Annotated in this window: 17 protein-coding genes; 11 read left to right on the top strand and 6 right to left on the bottom strand. The window is 73.4% G+C overall.

The window, feature by feature from the left end; genetic code table 11:
* Window positions 1–10 precede the first annotated feature (10 nt).
* Both E1165_RS03830 and E1165_RS03835 read right to left on the bottom strand, forming a co-directional pair.
* Window positions 11–880: an NAD(P)H-hydrate dehydratase gene (locus tag E1165_RS03830; RefSeq protein ID WP_132387731.1), complete on the bottom strand. Its 870-nt coding sequence runs from the start codon at window positions 878–880 to the stop codon at window positions 11–13.
* Window positions 864–1,595 (bottom strand): histidine phosphatase family protein, encoded by a 732-nt coding sequence (locus tag E1165_RS03835; RefSeq protein ID WP_132387733.1) that lies wholly within the window; start codon window positions 1,593–1,595, stop codon window positions 864–866. Before E1165_RS03835 ends, E1165_RS03830 begins: the two co-directional genes overlap by 17 nt.
* 157 nt (window positions 1,596–1,752) lie before the next feature.
* Between E1165_RS03835 and E1165_RS03840 the strand changes: the two genes are divergently transcribed.
* Together E1165_RS03840 and E1165_RS03845 are read left to right on the top strand one after the other, a co-directional pair.
* A complete protein-coding gene (locus E1165_RS03840) occupies window positions 1,753–1,980 on the top strand; it encodes a hypothetical protein (RefSeq protein WP_132260887.1) in 228 nt (75 codons plus the stop codon).
* A gap of 79 nt (window positions 1,981–2,059) precedes the next feature.
* Complete coding sequence (locus E1165_RS03845; protein WP_132387735.1) at window positions 2,060–2,605, top strand: hypothetical protein; 546 nt, start codon at window positions 2,060–2,062, stop codon at window positions 2,603–2,605.
* A gap of 6 nt (window positions 2,606–2,611) precedes the next feature.
* On the opposite strand, the gene E1165_RS03850 is transcribed toward E1165_RS03845, so the two are convergent.
* Window positions 2,612–3,232, bottom strand: a complete 621-nt coding sequence (locus tag E1165_RS03850; protein WP_132387737.1) for an L-threonylcarbamoyladenylate synthase — start codon at window positions 3,230–3,232, stop codon at window positions 2,612–2,614.
* Between the two features lie 80 nt (window positions 3,233–3,312).
* Here E1165_RS03850 and E1165_RS03855 point away from each other — a divergent pair, with 80 nt between their 5' ends.
* On the top strand, window positions 3,313–4,284 hold the full coding sequence (locus E1165_RS03855; RefSeq protein WP_132387739.1) for a DNA polymerase domain-containing protein: 972 nt from the start codon (window positions 3,313–3,315) through the stop codon (window positions 4,282–4,284).
* Window positions 4,285–4,288: 4 nt separating this feature from the next.
* Here the strand turns inward: E1165_RS03855 and E1165_RS03860 are convergent, their stop codons facing one another.
* Window positions 4,289–4,798, bottom strand: a complete 510-nt coding sequence (locus tag E1165_RS03860) for an Lrp/AsnC family transcriptional regulator (protein WP_132387803.1) — start codon at window positions 4,796–4,798, stop codon at window positions 4,289–4,291.
* Between the two features lie 69 nt (window positions 4,799–4,867).
* Between E1165_RS03860 and pdhA the strand changes: the two genes are divergently transcribed.
* The 5 genes from pdhA to E1165_RS03885 all read left to right on the top strand — a co-directional run bounded on the left by pdhA (window position 4,868) and on the right by E1165_RS03885 (window position 10,735).
* A complete protein-coding gene (pdhA, locus tag E1165_RS03865) occupies window positions 4,868–6,070 on the top strand; it encodes a pyruvate dehydrogenase (acetyl-transferring) E1 component subunit alpha (protein WP_207916542.1) in 1,203 nt (400 codons plus the stop codon).
* Window positions 6,070–7,074: an alpha-ketoacid dehydrogenase subunit beta gene (locus E1165_RS03870; protein ID WP_132387743.1), complete on the top strand. Its 1,005-nt coding sequence runs from the start codon at window positions 6,070–6,072 to the stop codon at window positions 7,072–7,074. Before pdhA ends, E1165_RS03870 begins: the two co-directional genes overlap by 1 nt.
* The gene (locus tag E1165_RS03875; protein WP_132387745.1) at window positions 7,059–8,513 is read left to right on the top strand and encodes a dihydrolipoamide acetyltransferase family protein; all 1,455 of its coding nucleotides are present in this window, start codon (window positions 7,059–7,061) and stop codon (window positions 8,511–8,513) included. Before E1165_RS03870 ends, E1165_RS03875 begins: the two co-directional genes overlap by 16 nt.
* 361 nt (window positions 8,514–8,874) lie before the next feature.
* Window positions 8,875–10,152, top strand: a complete 1,278-nt coding sequence (locus E1165_RS03880; RefSeq protein WP_132387747.1) for an Ig-like domain-containing protein — start codon at window positions 8,875–8,877, stop codon at window positions 10,150–10,152.
* A gap of 214 nt (window positions 10,153–10,366) precedes the next feature.
* Window positions 10,367–10,735: an STAS domain-containing protein gene (locus tag E1165_RS03885; protein WP_132387749.1), complete on the top strand. Its 369-nt coding sequence runs from the start codon at window positions 10,367–10,369 to the stop codon at window positions 10,733–10,735.
* A gap of 42 nt (window positions 10,736–10,777) precedes the next feature.
* Here E1165_RS03885 and E1165_RS03890 read toward each other — a convergent pair whose 3' ends face one another.
* Window positions 10,778–11,155, bottom strand: a complete 378-nt coding sequence (locus tag E1165_RS03890; RefSeq protein ID WP_132387805.1) for an FKBP-type peptidyl-prolyl cis-trans isomerase — start codon at window positions 11,153–11,155, stop codon at window positions 10,778–10,780.
* A gap of 233 nt (window positions 11,156–11,388) precedes the next feature.
* On the opposite strand from E1165_RS03890, the gene E1165_RS03895 reads away from it, so the two are divergent.
* Both E1165_RS03895 and E1165_RS03900 read left to right on the top strand, forming a co-directional pair.
* Window positions 11,389–12,273, top strand: a complete 885-nt coding sequence (locus E1165_RS03895; protein WP_132387751.1) for a hypothetical protein — start codon at window positions 11,389–11,391, stop codon at window positions 12,271–12,273.
* Between the two features lie 297 nt (window positions 12,274–12,570).
* Window positions 12,571–13,845: a hypothetical protein gene (locus tag E1165_RS03900; protein ID WP_132387753.1), complete on the top strand. Its 1,275-nt coding sequence runs from the start codon at window positions 12,571–12,573 to the stop codon at window positions 13,843–13,845.
* Window positions 13,846–14,100: 255 nt separating this feature from the next.
* Here the strand turns inward: E1165_RS03900 and E1165_RS03905 are convergent, their stop codons facing one another.
* Window positions 14,101–14,448 carry an Lsr2 family protein gene (locus E1165_RS03905; protein ID WP_132387755.1) on the bottom strand — a complete coding sequence of 116 codons (348 nt, stop codon included), beginning with the start codon at window positions 14,446–14,448 and terminating at the stop codon, window positions 14,101–14,103.
* A gap of 405 nt (window positions 14,449–14,853) precedes the next feature.
* Here E1165_RS03905 and lon point away from each other — a divergent pair, with 405 nt between their 5' ends.
* The gene (lon, locus tag E1165_RS03910) at window positions 14,854–17,190 is read left to right on the top strand and encodes an endopeptidase La (RefSeq protein ID WP_132387757.1); all 2,337 of its coding nucleotides are present in this window, start codon (window positions 14,854–14,856) and stop codon (window positions 17,188–17,190) included.
* Window positions 17,191–17,229 lie beyond the last annotated feature (39 nt).

Raw genomic sequence — 17,229 nt, forward strand, 5'->3', positions numbered from 1 at the left:
CCGGGGCGTGTCACACCGTGGCGAGGGTGTGCGGAATCTCGTCGAGCAGCTCGCGGGCGAGGAAGCCGATCCGCCCGAACCGGGGGACCAGCCGCTGGCCACTCACCGCGTGCGCCCAGGCCGCCCAGCAGGCGGCCTGGGCGGGCTCGGCTCCCCGGGAGAGCAGCCCCGCCAGCAGGCCGGCCCGGACGTCGCCGCTGCCGGAGGTGCCCAGCCCGGCGTCGCCGCTCTCCTCCCGCCACGCCGTCGCGTCCGGGGTGGCGATGTGTCCGTACAGGGAGACCACCGCCTCGTACCGGCGGGCGAGCTCGCGGGCCTCGGCGATGAGGTCGTCACCGGGCTCCCGGCCGAGCAGGTGCCGCGCCTCGGTCAGGTTGGGGGTGAGCACCACCGGCCGGCCGGAGCCGACCAACAGGTCCGGTTCGTGGCTGAGCGCGCCGAGGGCGTACGCGTCGAGCACCAGCGCGGTCTCCCGCCCGGCCGCATCGAGGACCAGGTGCAGTACCGCCCGGGTCTCGTCGATGTCGTGCAGGCCCGGGCCGACGGCGACCACGTCGGCCTGCCCGACCAACTCGGCGAGCCGGTCCCCGGGGTCGCCGGCCACCGAACCGTCCCTGGTCTCCGGCAACCCGACGACCAGGGCCTCCGGCACCTGGATACTGAGCGCCGTGGCGGTGGACTCGGCGGCGGCGAGCTGAAGGACCCCGGCCCCCGCGCGCAGCGCCGCGACCCCGGCCAGCAGCACCGCGCCGGGGGTGGAGCGGGAGCCGCCGACCACCAGCACCGTGCCCCGTTGCTCCTTGCCGCCGGTGGGCACGGGCAGCGCCCAGTCCCGCAGCAGCGCCGGGGTGATGGTTCGCACGTCAGACCGGTTCGGCATGGACCTCGTCCTCCTCGGTGGGCCGGGCACCGTGCTGGCGCAGGTGTCGTACGTCGTTGAAGGTGTCCGGGACGAGCCGGCCCCCGGTGTCGGCGAACCAGCCGGTCACCGAACAGTTGGCGATCACGTGTTGTCTGGTCAGGTCCATCAGCTCCGCCTCGGTCAGGCCCTCCACCAGGTAACGGAGCAGGAAGACCAGGGCGTCGTGGCCGAAGAGCAGCACCCGCCGGCCCCCGTGGTCGCGGCGCAGGTCGCCCAGCAGCGCGCGCAGCCGCAGGGCCACGTCCGCCCAGGACTCGCCCCCGGGGGGCCGGTAGTAGAACTTGCCGAGCCGCCGCCGGCGGGCGGCCTCCTCGGGGAACCGCCGGGCGACCCCGTACCCGGTCAGCCCGTCGAGGACACCCAGTTCCCGGTCGCGTAGCCGTTCGTCCCGGCTCACCGGGATCCCGGTGCCGGCCAGGGCCAGCTCGGCGGTCCGTACCGCCCGCAGGTACGGCGACATCACCGCCACGTCCGGCCGCCGCTGCCCGGGCAGGCCGGCGAGCCAGCGGGCGGTCGCCCGGGCCTGCTCCTCGCCGGTGGTCGAGAGCGGCACGTCGGCGTCGCGGTGGGTCAGGTCGATCAGTTCCGCGCCGGACGCCTCGGCCGCGACGGCGGCGACGTTCGCCGTGCTCTCCCCGTGCCGCACGATCCAGAGGGCTCGCAGTTCCGCCATGGCGGCATGCCTACCCGGGGGCCGCGCCGGGTAACCGTGCGGACTGCCCGCCGCCGGCCGCGTCGATCCGCTCGCGGCGGGGGCGCGTGAACCCACCGGGGGCGGGTAACCGCTGGCTCCACCGGAACCGACACAGGGGAGGTACGCCGTGGCGACCATGGTCAGGGAACCGGCCAGCCCGGTGAAGGACAAGAACTACGACCTGATCCACGCCCTGCAGATGTCCTTGCAGCACATCTGGCAGCTGGAGACGTACATCGCCGACGCGGACGCCCGGGGTGACAACGAGCTCGCCACCTGGTTCCGCAAGCTTCAGGAGAACAACCGCAAGGCCGGTGAGCAGGGCAAGCGGATGCTCGCGGAGCGGCTGCGGGAGAACGGCTGAGCGTCGTCGTGGCGACCGGGCGGACCGGAGGGTCCGCCCGGTCGCGACCGGTGCCGGCACCGGGCGTTACCCTGCGGGCATGGACGGCGGGCAGGACGGCGAACGGCTCGCCGCGTCCCTCGGGCGCAGCCTGGCCCGGCTCACCTTCGCCGACCTGACCACCGACGCGGTGACGGCCCGGATCATCGACGCCGTGGTCGCCTGGGGGCACGAGCAGGGCTGGCGCGTCTACCGCCGGGCACCGAGCGTGCTGCCGTTGCCGCCGCCGCTGTCGGATCGGTGGTCCGTGCTCGATGTCGGCTGTGCCCGGGCGGACGGGCCGCCCGTCGTCATCGAGGTCGACCACACCGACCGGCGTCGTACCTGGGACAAGCTGGCGGCGGAGGCCGGGGCCGGGCGGATCGCGATCTGGGTGCGCTGGGGGGCGGGCCGGTTCGGTGCCCCGCCGCCGCCCATCCATCTGGTCACCTGCCAGGTGGACCGCCGGCCGGGGCCGGCCGGGGCAGGCCGGCTGCACCACCGGGCCCCGGGCGGTCACCGGCCGCCACCCCCGCACTCCGTGGCGCCGGCCGGCGGCACCGCGCTGCCGCTGCCCCTGCCCACGGCGGACGCCGAGACGCCCTGAGGTGGCCTACTCGAAGCGGGACGGGTCGCCCGCGCCGTGCCGGACGATCTCCGGCTCGCCCTGCGAGAAGTCGACCACCGTGGTGGGTTGGGTGCCGCACTCGCCGGAGTCGAGCACCGCGTCGACCGCGTGCTCCAGCCGCTCCTTGATCTCCCAGCCCTGCGTCATCGGCTCGACCTCGTCGGGCAGCAGCAGGGTGCTCGACACCAGCGGCTCGCCCAGCTCGGCCAGGAGCGCCTGGGTCACCGCGTGGTCGGGGATGCGGACCCCCACGGTCTTCTTCCTCGGGTGCAGCAGCCGGCGCGGCACCTCCTTCGTCGCCGGCAGGATGAACGTGTAGCTGCCCGGGGTCGCCGCCTTCAACGACCGGAACACCGCGTTGTCGATCCTGACGAACTGGCCGAGCTGGGCGAAGTCCCGGCACACCAGGGTGAAGTGGTGCCGGTCGTCGAGGTGGCGGATGGCGCGGATCCGGTCGATTCCGTCCCGGTTGCCCAGCCGGCAGCCGAGGGCGAAGCACGAGTCCGTCGGGTAGGCGATCAGTCCGTCCCGGCGGACCAGGTCGGCCACCCGGCTGATCGTCCGCGGTTGCGGGTCCACCGGGTGCACGTCGAAGTACGTCGCCATGACCGCAGCCTACGAGCGGGTGATCCGACCCGCCGCGTCGGTGGCCACCAACCGTTCCGGGCGGGGTTACGGTGTGAGGCGTGGCGACGGCGGCGGAGGAGATCCGGGTCGGGGACCGGCTGGTCCGCGTCTCCAGCCCGGACAAGCCCTACTTCCCCGAACGTGGGCTGACCAAGCTGGACGTGGTCCGCTACTTCCTCGCCGTGGGCGACGGCATCCTGCGGGCGCTGCGGGACCGGCCGACCATGCTGGAACGCTGGCCGCGCGGGGTCTTCGAGGGTGCCAAGATCGCCACCCGGCAGGACAGCCGGGGCGACGCGTTCTACCAGAAGCGGCTGCCAGCCGGCGCGCCCGACTGGGTACGCACCGCGCACCTCACCTTCCCCAGCGGCCGAACGGCCGACGAGGTCGCGCCGAGCGAGCTGGCGGTGGTGATCTGGGCGGTGAACCTGGGCACCCTGCGGTTCCACCCGTGGCCGGTCACCGCCGCCGACGTGGCCCGCCCCGACCAGCTTCGCATCGACCTGGATCCGATGCCGGGCGTCGGCTTCGACCAGGTGGTGCCGGTGGCGCACGAGGTCCGGGCGTGCCTCGACGAGGTGGGGCTGGTCGGCTATCCGAAGACTACCGGCGGGCGAGGGCTGCACGTCTACCTGTCCATCGAGCCGCGCTGGAGCTTCGGCGAGTGCCGGCGGGCGGTGCTGGCGCTGGGCCGCCAGGTGCAGCGCCGCCGCCCCGACCTGGTGACCACCACGTGGTGGCGGGAGCAGCGCGACCGGCCGGTCTTCGTCGACTACAACCAGATGGCCCGCGACCACACGATGACCTCGGCGTACTCGATCCGGCCCACGCCGGCCGCGCTGGTCTCCGCGCCGCTGGACTGGGCCGAGTTGGACGACGTGCGGCCGGAGGACTTCGACGTGGTGAGCATGCCGGCCCGGTTCGCCGAGCGCGGCGACCCGCACGTCGGGCTGGACGGGCGGCGGTTCTCGCTGGAGCCGCTGCTCGAGTGGGCCGACCGGGAGGGTCTGGAGGCCCCGCCGGAGCGGTGAGCCGCTACGCCCAGGGGCTTCCGGCGCCGTCGAACTCCTCGAAGACCAGCCAGCTGCGGGTGGACAGCACCCCGGCGATGCCCTGCACCCGGTCCAGCACCACGTCCCGCAGGGTGGCGTTGTCCGGCGCGCGGACCAGGGCCAGCACGTCGTGCTCGCCGCTGAGCAGCGCGACGTGCTCGACGTAACGGACCCGGGCCAGTTCCGCCGACACCTCCCGCCAGCTGTTCTGCTGGATGGTCAGGGCGATGTACGCCGAGGTGCCCAGTCCCGCCGGCTCCGGCGCCACCCGCGCGCCGAATCCGGTGATCACCCCGTCGCGCAGCAGCCGCTCCACGCGGGCGTACGCGTTGGTGCGTGAGACGTGCACCCGTTCGGCCAGCGTACGAATCGAGATCCGGCCGTCGCGGACCAGTTCGTCCAGGACCCGCCGGTCCACCTCGTCCAGTGGGGCGGCCGAACGTCCCGTTCCGCCCGACCGGTACGCCTCCGGGCTGTTCTCCTGGCTCACCATGGCCTCCATGCGCCGCCATTCGTCCCGCGTTCACCGGGCATCTTGAGTCAATCATCCGACGGCAGGAGCATAGGTCCACCACACGTCCAGGAGGTCCCCGCCGTGACGACCACACCCCAGGCGGTCCGTAGGGCATCCCCGCGGAAGCGCCGGCCGGCCACCCCGGCCGCGCCCGACCCGTCGGCCGGCCTGCTACCGCGGGCCGAGCCGGTCCGACTGCTGAACCCGGACGGCACCGCGCTGCCGCCCCGCGACGACTATCCCGAGCCACCCGTCGAGGCGCTGCGCGAGATGTACCGGCGGATGGTCGTCGGCCGCCGCTTCGACGCGCAGGCCACCGCCCTGACCAAGCAGGGCCGGCTGGCCGTCTACCCATCCTCGCGGGGCCAGGAGGCCTGCCAGGTCGGCGCGGTCCTCGCCCTGCGCGACGACGACTGGGTCTTCCCCACCTACCGGGAGTCGGTGGCGCTGACCGCCCGAGGCATCGACCCGGTCGAGGCGCTCACCCTGCTGCGCGGCGACTGGCACTGCGGGTACGACCCCGCCGCCCGGCGCACCGCGCCGCAGTGCACCCCGCTGGCGACCCAGTGCGTGCACGCCGCCGGACTGGCCTACGGCGAGTCGTACCAGGGGCGGGACACCGTGGCGCTGGCGTTCATCGGCGACGGCGCCACCAGCGAGGGCGACTTCCACGAGGGCGTCAACTTCGCCGCCGTGTTCAAGGCCCCGGTGGTGTACCTCGTGCAGAACAACAAGTACGCCATCAGCGTCCCGCTGTCCCGGCAGACCGCCGCGCCCGCCCTGGCCTACAAGGGCGTCGGCTACGGCGTGCCCAGCGAGCAGGTCGACGGCAACGACCCGGTGGCCGTGCTCGCGGTGCTCACCCGCGCGGTGGCGCACGCCCGCGCCGGCCACGGCCCGTTCCTGGTCGAGGCGCACACCTACCGGATGGAACCGCACACCAACGCCGACGACGCCACCCGCTACCGGGATCCCGACGAGGTCGAGGCGTGGCGTGACCGCGACCCGATCGTCCGGCTGGAGACCCACCTGCGCGCCCGGGGCGTGCTCGACGACGCGGCCGTCGCCGCCGTCGCCGAGGAGGCCGAGGCGTACGCCGCCGGCCTGCGCGACCGGATGCACACCCAACCCGCCGTCGACCCGCTCAGCCTCTTCGACCACGTCTACGCCGAGCCGACCCCGCAGCTGGTCGAGCAGCGCGAGCAGGTCCGCGCCGAGCTGGCCGCCGACGACGAGGAGGGGGACGCCTGATGGCCACCATGACCATGGCGAAGGCGCTCAACGCCGCGCTCGCCGACGCGATGCTCGCCGACGACCGGGTGCTCGTCTTCGGCGAGGACGTCGGTCAGCTCGGCGGCGTGTTCCGGATCACCGACGGACTCCAGGCCCGTTTCGGCGACAAGCGCTGCTTCGACACCCCGCTGGCCGAGGCCGGCATCGTCGGCTTCGCCGTCGGGCTGGCCATGTCCGGGCTGCGCCCGGTGGTGGAGATGCAGTTCGACGCGTTCGCGTACCCGGCGTTCGAGCAGATCGCCTCGCACGTGGCGAAGCTGCGCAACCGCACCCGCGGCGCGCTCAGCGTGCCGATCGTCATCCGGGTGCCCTACGCCGGTGGCATCGGCGGTGTCGAGCACCACTGCGACTCGTCCGAGGCGTACTACGCGCACACCCCGGGGCTGAAGGTGGTCACCCCGGCCACCGTGGAGGACGCGTACTCGCTGCTGCGGGAGGCCATCGACGACCCGGACCCGGTCGTGTTCATGGAACCGAAGAAGCTCTACTTCGCCAGCGCGGAGGCGGAGCTGCCGGCCCGGAAGGAGCCCTTCGGCACCGCCGTCGTGCGTCGGCCCGGAACCGACGCCACCCTGGTCGCGTACGGCCCGGCGGTGCCGGTCGCGCTGGCGGCGGCCGAGGCCGCCCGCGAGGAGGGCTGGGACCTGGAGGTCGTCGACGTCCGCACCATCGTGCCGTTCGACGACGCCACCGTCGCCGCCTCGGTTCGCCGGACCGGCCGCTGCGTGGTGATCCAGGAGGCGCAGGGCTTCGCCGGGGTCGGCGCGGAGATCGCCGCCCGCGTGCAGGAGCGCTGTTTCCACGCCCTGCACGCCCCGGTGCTGCGGGTGTCCGGCCTGGACATCCCGTACCCGGCGCCGATGCTGGAGCACACCCACCTGCCGTCGGTGGACCGGGTGCTCGACACCGTCGCGCGGCTCCAGTGGGACGACCAGCCGGACGCCCGGTGGGTGGCGGCATGAGCGCCGTGACCGGCCTCCGCGACTTCCTCCTGCCGGACCTGGGGGAGGGGCTCAGCGAGGCGGAGATCGTCGAGTGGCGGGTCGCGGTCGGTGACGTGGTCGCCGTGGACCAGACCGTCGTCGAGGTGGAGACCGCCAAGGCGGTCGTCGACGTGCCCTGTCCGTACGCCGGACGGGTCGTCGCCCTGCACGGCGCGGTGGGCGAGGTCCGCCCGGTCGGCCAGCCGCTGGTCACCATCGCCCCGCTCGATGACGACAACGGCCCGCAACCCGGCGGGCACGCCACCTACCGCGAGGAGGAGCGGGCCGGCTCCGGCAACGTGCTGATCGGGTACGGCACCGGGCACGGCGGCCCGGGCCGGCGACGGCGCCGCCCCCGGCTGGCGCTCGCCCCCGAGCCGGAACCGGCGGCGCCCCCGGCCGGCGGTCCCGCCGCGTCGCCGGCGACCGGCGGTGCCCCGGTGGAGGGCGCGGAACCCGCGGTGGGCACCGGGACGTCCCTCGCCCCGTCCGGACGGACGGCCACCCTGGTCATCTCGCCGATCGTCCGGCGCCTGGCCAGGGAACGCGGCGTCGACCTGGCATCGGTACGCGGCACCGGACCCGGCGGAGTGGTTCGGCGCGCCGACGTGGAGGCGGCGACGGCCGCACCGACGACCCGGCTCGCCGCCGTACCGGAGCCGGACCCCGCCGCGTCCGGCATCCCCGTGCCGGACGGCCACGTCGGACTCGCCCCCACCGGCGACCAGGACGTGGTCATCCCGCTCACCGGCATCCGCAGGGCCATCGCCGACAAGCTCTCCCGCAGCCGGCGGGAGATCCCCGAGGTGACGATCTGGGTCGACGTGGACGCCACCGCGCTGCTGGAGACCCGTGCGGCGGTCAACGCGGCCACCCCGGACGCCCCGGTGAGCGTCCTTGCCCTGCTGGCCCGGATCTGTCTCACCGGCCTGCGAAGGTATCCGCAGCTCAACGCGCATGTCGACACCGCCGGGCAGCGGATCGTCCAGTCCGCCGGGGTGCACCTGGGTATCGCCACGCAGACCGACCGGGGCCTGGTGGTGCCGGTGCTGCGCGACGCCCAGCGGCTCACCACCCGCGAGTTGGCCGCCGCGCTGGCGCAGACCACCGCGGCGGCCCGGGCCGGCACCCTGCCGCCCGCCCGGCTCACCGGCGGCACCTTCACGCTGAACAACTACGGGGTGTTCGGGGTCGACGGTTCCACCCCGATCATCAACCATCCGGAGGCGGCGCTGCTCGGGGTGGGCCGGATCGTGGACAAGCCCTGGGTGGTCGACGGGCAGCTCGCGGTGCGCAAGGTGACGCAGCTCAGCCTCACCTTCGACCACCGGGTCTGCGACGGCGGCGTGGCCGGCGGCTTCCTGCGGCACGTGGCCGACCGCGTGGAGCAGCCCGCGTTGCTGGTGGCGGACGTCTGACCGGAAGCGGGGAAAGCCGGCCATCCCTGAACCGGGCTGGCCGGCTCCGCCGTGTTCGGGGCGGGCCGCGAGGGCCGCGCCGTCACCGACGGCGGTGACCCGCCCCGGCGGTCTGTCCGGAGTTGGGCGCCGGCCGGTGTGCCGACGCCGTCACGGCGATCCGGACCGGGACTGACCGGCACGCCCGGTACGCCCCGACTCAGCAGGACCGAACCCGGACGGCCGGGTGCCGGGAGAACGTCCACAGCACAGCGGCGGCCAAACGTCCGCCCGTTTCCGAGCATTTCCCGCGAAAGAACGCCATGCCCCGGGAAGGGCTGTACAGAATGTGGCCAAGGGGAGCGGAAATGGGGGGCTGAACATGGATTTGAGGCGGCGATTGACGCTTTTGGCGGTGACCATCGCGGCCACACCGTTGATACTCGGCGGGTGCACCGCCGACCGGAAACCGGCGGCCGGGCCGGCGCCCGGCCGCGCCGCGGTGGATCTGGCGGTCACCCTGACCCCCGCCGACCGGGCCCGGGACGTGCCGGTCAGCGCGGAGGTCGGCACCACCGTCACGGGAGGCCGGGTCACCGCCGTCAAACTCACCGACGACAAGGGGAAACAGCTCGCGGGAGAGCCCCGGGAGGACGGCTCGAGCTGGGTGCCGGCCGCCCCGCTGCAGCACGGCCGCACCTACACCGCGGAGGTCACCGCGACCGGTGACTCCGGCCGCACCACCGTGCGCCGGACGACGTTCACCACCGGGCCGAAATCGACCCGGCAGGCCATCACGAGCACATTGTATTTCTCCGGGAATCAGACGTACGGCACGGCGATGCCGGTGACGGTCGCATTCGATCCGGGAATTCCGAAAGAGGCCAGGGCGGCCGTGCAGCGGCGATTGTTCGTGAAGACGGATCCCCCGCAGCCGGGCACCTGGTCGTGGCTGGAGGACGGCACCCAGGTCTACTACCGGGCGCCGGACTTCTGGAAGCCGGGCACGAAGATCAGCGTCCGTGCCGGGCTCGAAGGGCTGCCGATCGGCACGAAGTACGTCGGCGACGAGGACCGGCGGGCCTCCTCCAGGATCGGTCGCCAGGTTGCTCTCGAGATCGACAACGCCACCAAGCAGATGTCGGTCTTCCAGGACCACAAGCTGATCCGCAAGATCCCGGTGAGCCTCGGCAAACCCAGCACGCCGAGTTCCAGCGGCAAGATGGTGATCATGGAGAAGCACCAGCAGACGACCTTCGACACCCGCGGCGAGCCGGACGGCGGGTACGTGGTGGACGTCGAGGATGCCCAGCGCTACACCTGGGGCGGCGAGTTCATCCACGCCGCGCCGTGGTCGGAGGGGGACCAGGGCAACACCAACGTCTCGCACGGCTGCGCCAACGTCTCGTCCGCCGCCGCCGACTGGCTGATGGGCATCACCCAGGTCGGCGACCTGATCACCGTCAAGGGCACCGAGGTGCAGCTACAGCCGGGCAACGGCTGGACGGCCTGGAACGTCAGCTGGGACGAGTTCGTCAGGGGCAGCGCGCTGCCCGTGCCGCCGGGGCTCAGGCCGGCGCCGGCCCCGACCCAGGGGCACCCGGGCGCGGTGGCGGGCGGCTCGTCACCCGAGCCGGCGCCGTCGGCCAGCGGCGGCTGAGAGCCAGGGGAGGAACGACCGGGAACGACCGGCCCGCCGCACGGCGGGCCGGTCGCGGTCGTCCCGGTACGGCCACTCCAGGTGACGCGCGGCGGTGACCGGTTCACGGACGGGCCGGATCCTCCCTGAGGCGGATCGGGGCATTCCCGGGGCGTACCCGGGAATCGGCCCGTGGCGGGGCGTGATTGTCGGTGGCCGGCGGTAGTTTCGTCGTATGGGACAGCGCGGTGATCGGCTCCACGTCCAACTCGACGTGCGGGACGAGGTGGCCGAGGTACGGGTCGTCGGTGAGATCGACGTGGCCTCGGTCGGCGAGTTGCGGGCCGCGCTCTGGGCCGCTCCGGCTCGGCCGGTGCTGCGGGTCGACCTCTCCGGGGTGCGGCTGCTTTCCGCGGCCGGGGTGCGGACGCTGCTCGCCGCGCGGCTGCGGGTCCGGGCCCGGGGCGGCGAGCTGGTGTTGGCGGATCCCGATCCGGTCGTCGCCCGGGTCTTGCGGGTCACCGGCGTCCACCGGGTCGTTCCCGTGCTAGTCGGTGGCGCCCCGGTGGCCTGCCGCCGCAGCGATCTGGTGGCCTGCGCCTGACTGGCGCGGGGCCGCCGGGCGCACCGGCGACCCCGCGACGGGTCAGCGGACGCCCACCAGGTCGACGACGAAGACCAGGGTCTCGTTCGGCTTGATAACGCCGCCGGCACCCCGGGTGCCGTAGCCCAGGTGCGGCGGGATGGTCAGCCGGCGGCGGCCGCCGACCTTCATGCCCACCACCCCCTGGTCCCAGCCGGCGATCACCTGACCGCCCCCGAGCGGAAACTGGAAGGTCTCGCCCCGGTTCCACGAGGCGTCGAACTCCCGGCCGGTGGAGTGCGACACACCGACATAGTGGACCTCGGCCAGCTGACCCGGCCGCGCCTCGGGGCCGTCGCCCACGCTGATGTCCTCGACGACGAGATCGGCCGGGGGCGTGCCCTCGATCGGGCCGATCTCGGGCTTGCCTGCCTGGGGCATGGTCATCTGCTGTTCTCCTGCGCTCGTGCCGGCGGCCCGCTCGTACGGCGCGACCACGGCCGTCCATCGTCCGGTCACCGTCGATCCTGCCCGATCGCGCACCGCCGATCCCGCTCGGACCCCGCGACCGCCTTCCCGTTCCGCCAGCCAGCCGCACCGGGGATCCGATCAGGCCGCCCGACGCCCTAGACTCGGCGGTCGACCGACCCCGCGAGCGTGAGGACCTGCCGACGATGACGCCGACCGCCACCGACGGCGCTTCCCGGCTGCGGTCGGTGCCGTGCGTCGGCGTCGGTTCGTTCACCCGGGCGGGCCAGGTGGTCCACGGACGTCGGCGGCTGGGCGAGCTGGTGGCACGCCGCCCCGAGGGGATCACCGGGCACCAGTGGAGTTCGGCCACGCGGGAGGAGTTCGACCACGTCGTCTGCGCGGTGGACAGCGGTCTGCCGCGTCTGGCCGTGTCGATCGCCCCGACCGCTCCGACCGGGTCGCCGAGGCTGCGCGCCGAGCGGATGCGCGACGCGGTCTGCGCCGCGATCGGTCTGCCCGTGCTGAGGATCGAGTCGCCCACCCTGCGCGCCGTCGACCACGGCCGGCCGATCGTCGCGTACGTCCTGGACGCCCACGACTACGCCGCGGCGGTACCGGTGGTCGGGCCGGACGCCGAGGTGCTCGATCCGCCGGTCGGGTTCCGGGACATCGTCGGGCGGCTGCCCGACGGTCGACGGGGGCACGTCAACGATCTCGGGGCGCTGGCGCGGGCCGACGCGGTGGCCGCGTACGTGTCCCGGCGCCTGGCTGATCCGATCGTCCGTGGTCTGCACGTGCGGTGGGGCGACGGCGCGGCCGAGGGCTGGAGCTGGATCGAGGTGCGCCCCGGGCGGTGCCTGGTCGAGCGGGTGATCGTGCGCGAGCACCGGTTCCGGTGCGGGGTGGACGCCGCCCGGTTCGCCGAGGATCTGGCCGCCCTCGCGGTCGGTGAGCGGCTGCGTGCGCTGGAGACGGACGAGCCCGCACTGGTCGACCGGAGCGCGCTGCGACGGCAGATCCGGGCGCTGCGGGAGCGCCGGGACGAGCTGGCCGACGACTTCGCGTTCGACCACCTCTGCGCCGACTGACGGTCGCCTCCGGTCGTCGCGCCGTGACTCGGTGTGCCGGTCCGGTCGCCGGCGAAAATTCGGCGCACGAATCCATGATCCGCGTTGAACCATCGCCCCAGGGTCTCCGTACCTAAGCGGGAATGGACACGGATCTTCCAGCCGCGCCAGCCGACGCGGCGGACGGTGCGGAATGGCATCGTCGGCCATCGACGTGCGACCGGAACGTCGCAGTGATCCTGACGGGGTGACCCACCCCGCATTCCGTCGCCCGACGGGATCACGAGTCAGTACCGGATCGAGAAGGAGAGCAATTCGATGCGCAGGACCTCAGGGGCGCGCCGGTCTGCCGGCAGCGCACGGAGCAAGCGACTGCTCGCGGCGGTCGGCGCGCTCGCGGTCTTCGGTGGTATCGCCGCCGTGACCCAGATCTCGTCGGCTGGCGAGCGCCGGCAGTCGGCGAACACCCGCACGGTGTCGTCGAACTGTGTGCAGCCGAGCCCCGGCGCCACCTCTCCGGGTGGCCGGACCAGCACCACGCAGACCTGGCAGAACGGCCGCTGGGTGCGCAACCACTGGGGTGACGGCCAGATGTCGGTCGCCGAGTGCCAGTCGGTGAAGGCCGGCAGCGCTCCGGTGACGACCCTCGCCTCCGGGGTGTCCTGCCCGGACGTGACCAGCCGGCTGCCGCAGATTCCCGCGCAGGCCCGCAACGAGGTCGACCGGAACCTGGCCCTGCTGAAGACGCAGATCGACGAGGCGAACAGGCGCCTGGCCGCCGAGGGCAACAAGGGGCAGGGCTTCATCAACAACGCCATTCTGGGCCCGCTGGCCGGCAAGCGGGCCGCGGTTCTGGACCGGATCGCGATCGCGATCGGCCGGGTGGCGCAGCGGCCGCAGGGCCTCGACCAGCTTGCCACCTGCACCGTCGCCGCCCAGGGCAACGCCAACAACGGCGGCGCCAACAACGGCGGCCAGAACGGCGGCAACAACAACGGCGGCAACAACAACGGCGGCCAGAACAACAACGGGAACAACGGCAACGCGCTCGGGGTCCTCGCCAAGGACTGCGGCAACAGCCGGCTCCAGCCGCACGACGGTTTCCAGAACGGCAACCGCTGCGTGAGCACCGCGTTCGGTGAGGTCGGCGCGGCGGCCAACAACCCCTCCCTGCTGATCACGCAGTTCCCGAACCAGGTCCGCCGCAACCAGGCGTTCACCCTGCGGGTCTCCACCCGCAACCTGGTCCGGGACCGGTTCCTCGCCGCCGGCCAGGGCGGCTACTACCTGGAGAGCTCGGTCCTCAATGGCCAGGGCCTCACCCGTGGGCACTTCCACACCGCCTGCCGCATGCTGCAGAGCACGAACTCCGCGCCGACGAACCCGGAGGCGGTGCCGGCCTTCTTCGTCGCGACCGAGGACGGCCGCGGCGGTGGCCAGGCCGACGAGGTGGTGATCCAGGTGCCGGGTCTGCCGCAGAACGGCACCGCGCAGTGCGCGGTGTGGGCCGGTGACGGCTCGCACCGGGTGCCGATGATGGAGCGGGCCAACCAGACCCCGGCCTTCGACGTGGTGCGGATCCAGGTCAACTGACCGGCTCACGTGAGCCTGCGGGCCGCTCGGACCGATGTCCGGGCGGCCCGCAGGCGTTCACGCGCGCCGGCTCGGATCCCGTGCGTCGGTCGACGCCGTCACGACCCTCCCGCGCACCGTCGGCGGACCGCCGGAAGCGGGAACGTCCGGCCCGGCCGACGTCCGGCGGAATTACGCACAGCACGAAAGCGCCGGGACCGGCGCTGATTTCCCAGCGTGATCCCGGCGCGGCGGACGGTAACTCGCCGGTGACCGTCAGCGGTTCTTCCACGCCTCCACGACGTTGACCGGGATGCGCCCACGCTCGGAAATCTCGTAGCCGTTCTTGACGGCCCATTCCCGGATGGCCCGGTTCTGCTCGCGGTCCATTCCGGAGACGGCGGCGCGACCCGGGCGGCGAGCCGGCCGGCCGGCGTCCACGGTGCCCCGGCCAAGCCGCCGGCCAGCGGTGATGTACGGGTCCAACGCCTTGCGAAGGACCCCCGCGTTCTCGTCGGAGAGGTCGATGGTGTATGCCACTCCGTCCAAGCTGAACTCGACCGTCCGATCGGCCTTTCCGCCGTCGAGGTCGTCGGTCAGAACGGTGATTACTTTCCTTGCCATCGCCATTACTCCCTGTGTCGGGCGGGGTGTGGCTAAGAGTTTGACCTATCCCACGGCAAATCCGCAACAATATGCGTCGCTTTCATTTGGTGAGTCGCGCAATCGTGGGAAAACCGCGTGTCGGCCAATGCTCCGGGCGCGGTCGCTGTGTCGGCAGGTGGCGCGCCCGCCGCGTCTCGACGGATGGGCGCGCGCAGTTCGCGCGGCAGTGTCGCCGTCCTCCGTTTCGGCTTTCCGTTCCGATCGGCGACCGAGTGGCCGTCGGGCCGCGGTGGCCGCAACGCCCGGGTGTGCTTCGGCCGTCCGGGGGCCGCACGACGGTGTGCTGGGTCACAGTCAGGAACAAGGGAAACCCCGGGTGACTTGAGCCTGACACGCTCAACTCAACGTGATAGCAGGTGTTCGATGGCAACCCTTCCGGTACTTCCCCTGACCGACGCCGTCCTGCTGCCCGGCATGGTCATCCCGGTGACCCTCGACCCGACCACCCAGGCCGCGGTCGACGCGGCCCGAGCCACGGGCGACCAGAAGCTCCTGGCCGTGCCCCGCATCGACGGCGAGTACGGCCCGGTCGGCGTGATCGCCACCATCGAGAAGGTGGGCCGACTGCCCGACGGCGAGCCGGCCGCCGTGGTCCGCGGCCTCGCCCGAGCCCGCATCGGCTCCGGCGTGCCCGGCCCCGGCGCGGCCCTCTGGGTCGAGGCGGCCCCGCTCGACGAACCCGCCCCGGCCGGCCGGGCCCGGGAACTGGCCCGCGAGTACCGCGCGCTGATGACCTCCGTACTCCAGCAGCGCGGGGCATGGCAGGTCATCGACGCGATGGAGCGGATGACCGACCTCTCCGAGCTGGCCGACGCGGCCGGCTACGCGCCCTGGCTCAGCCTGGCGCAGAAGACCGAACTGCTCGCCGCGCCCGACGTCACCGCCCGGCTCGAACTGCTGGTCGGCTGGGTGAAGGACCACCTGGCCGAGCAGGAGGTCACCGAGCGGATCAACACCGACGTCCGCGAAGGACTGGAGAAGTCCCAGCGGGAGTTCCTGCTCCGCCAGCAGCTCGCCGCCATCCGCAAGGAGCTCGGCGAGGACGAGCCCGACGGCTCCGCCGACTACCGGGCCCGCGTCGAGGCCGCCGACCTGCCCGACAAGGTCCGCGAGGCGGCGCTGCGCGAGGTCGACAAGCTGGAACGCTCCAGCGACGCCTCCCCGGAGGCGGGCTGGATCCGTACCTGGCTCGACACGGTGCTGGAGATGCCGTGGGGTACCCGTACCGAGGACAACACCGACCTGGTCGCGGCCCGCGCGGTGCTCGACGCCGACCACGCCGGCCTGGCCGACGTGAAGGACCGCATCCTCGAGTACCTCGCGGTCCGCAACCGCCGCGCCGAACGCAACCTCGGCGTGGTCGGCGGGCGCGGCTCCGGCGCGGTGCTCGCCCTCGCCGGCCCGCCCGGCGTCGGCAAGACCAGCCTCGGCGAGTCCGTCGCCCGGGCGCTGGGTCGAAACTTCGTCCGGCTCTCCCTGGGCGGCGTCCGCGACGAGGCGGAGATCCGCGGCCACCGGCGCACCTACGTGGGCGCGCTGCCCGGCCGGATCGTCCGCGCACTGCGCGAGGCCGGCTCGATGAACCCGGTCGTGCTCCTCGACGAGGTGGACAAGCTGGCCGTCGGCTACGCCGGCGACCCGGCCGCCGCCCTGCTGGAGGTGCTCGACCCGGCGCAGAACCACACCTTCCGGGACCACTACCTGGAGGTCGACCTCGACCTGTCCGACGTGCTCTTCCTGGCCACCGCCAACGTGGTGGAGAGCATTCCCGGCCCGCTGCTGGACCGGATGGAGCTGGTCGCCCTGGACGGCTACACCGAGGACGAGAAGGTCGCCATCGCCCGGGACCACCTGCTGCCCCGGCAGCGGGAACGGGCCGGGCTCACCGCCGACGAGGTGACGGTCGACGACGCGGCCCTCGCGCGGATCGCGGGGGAGTACACCCGGGAGGCCGGCGTCCGGCAGTTGGAGCGCGCCCTGGCGAAGATCATGCGCAAGGTCGCGGTCGCCCTGGCCACCGACCCCGCGTCGGCGCGGGTGGACACCGACAACCTGGTCCGCTACCTGGGCCGGCCCAAGCACACCCCGGAGTCGGCGGAGCGTACCGCGGTGCCGGGAGTGGCCACCGGCCTGGCCGTCACCGGCGCGGGCGGGGACGTTCTCTTCATCGAGGCGACCAGCATGGAGGGCGAGCCGGGGCTCACGCTCACCGGACAGCTCGGCGACGTGATGAAGGAGTCCGCGCACATCGCGCTGTCGTACCTGCGCTCCAACGGGCGGCGGCTCGGGCTCGACCCGAACGCCCTCGCCGGCCGGCGGATCCACCTGCACGTGCCGGCGGGGGCGGTGCCCAAGGACGGGCCCAGCGCCGGCATCACCATGGTCACCGCGCTGGCGTCACTGGCCAGCGGTCGGCCGGTACGCCCCGAGTTCGGGATGACCGGCGAGGTGACCCTCTCCGGCCGGGTGCTGCCCATCGGTGGGGTCAAGCAGAAGCTGCTCGCCGCCCACCGGGCCGGTCTCACCGAGGTGATCATCCCGAAGCGCAACGAGCCGGACCTCGACGACCTGCCCGCCGAGGTCCGCGAGGCGCTGACCGTGCACACCCTCGCCGACGTCGCCGACGTGCTCGCCCTGGCGCTGCGCCCGGCCGACGTGGACGCCGGCGCGCTCGGCGGTCAGGCGCTCAGCGCGGCCTGACGCACACCGACGTCCCCCGTCCGTGCCCGGCACGGGCGG

The organism is Micromonospora sp. KC723 (genome assembly GCF_004348595.1).
Classification (GTDB): Bacteria; Actinomycetota; Actinomycetes; order Mycobacteriales; family Micromonosporaceae; genus Micromonospora.

What these genes read in the sequence shown, in the direction of transcription:
- E1165_RS03830 (WP_132387731.1), bottom strand. Translation starts at nt 880, where the DNA reads ATGCCGAACCGGTCTGACGTGCGAACCATCACCCCGGCGCTGCTGCGG.
- E1165_RS03835 (WP_132387733.1), bottom strand. Translation starts at nt 1,595, where the DNA reads ATGGCGGAACTGCGAGCCCTCTGGATCGTGCGGCACGGGGAGAGCACG.
- E1165_RS03840 (WP_132260887.1), top strand. Translation starts at nt 1,753, where the DNA reads ATGGTCAGGGAACCGGCCAGCCCGGTGAAGGACAAGAACTACGACCTG.
- E1165_RS03845 (WP_132387735.1), top strand. Translation starts at nt 2,060, where the DNA reads ATGGACGGCGGGCAGGACGGCGAACGGCTCGCCGCGTCCCTCGGGCGC.
- E1165_RS03850 (WP_132387737.1), bottom strand. Translation starts at nt 3,232, where the DNA reads ATGGCGACGTACTTCGACGTGCACCCGGTGGACCCGCAACCGCGGACG.
- E1165_RS03860 (WP_132387803.1), bottom strand. Translation starts at nt 4,798, where the DNA reads ATGGTGAGCCAGGAGAACAGCCCGGAGGCGTACCGGTCGGGCGGAACG.
- E1165_RS03870 (WP_132387743.1), top strand. Translation starts at nt 6,070, where the DNA reads ATGGCCACCATGACCATGGCGAAGGCGCTCAACGCCGCGCTCGCCGAC.
- E1165_RS03880 (WP_132387747.1), top strand. Translation starts at nt 8,875, where the DNA reads ATGGATTTGAGGCGGCGATTGACGCTTTTGGCGGTGACCATCGCGGCC.
- E1165_RS03885 (WP_132387749.1), top strand. Translation starts at nt 10,367, where the DNA reads ATGGGACAGCGCGGTGATCGGCTCCACGTCCAACTCGACGTGCGGGAC.
- E1165_RS03890 (WP_132387805.1), bottom strand. Translation starts at nt 11,155, where the DNA reads ATGCCCCAGGCAGGCAAGCCCGAGATCGGCCCGATCGAGGGCACGCCC.
- E1165_RS03895 (WP_132387751.1), top strand. Translation starts at nt 11,389, where the DNA reads ATGACGCCGACCGCCACCGACGGCGCTTCCCGGCTGCGGTCGGTGCCG.
- E1165_RS03900 (WP_132387753.1), top strand. Translation starts at nt 12,571, where the DNA reads ATGCGCAGGACCTCAGGGGCGCGCCGGTCTGCCGGCAGCGCACGGAGC.
- E1165_RS03905 (WP_132387755.1), bottom strand. Translation starts at nt 14,448, where the DNA reads ATGGCAAGGAAAGTAATCACCGTTCTGACCGACGACCTCGACGGCGGA.
- lon (WP_132387757.1), top strand. Translation starts at nt 14,854, where the DNA reads ATGGCAACCCTTCCGGTACTTCCCCTGACCGACGCCGTCCTGCTGCCC.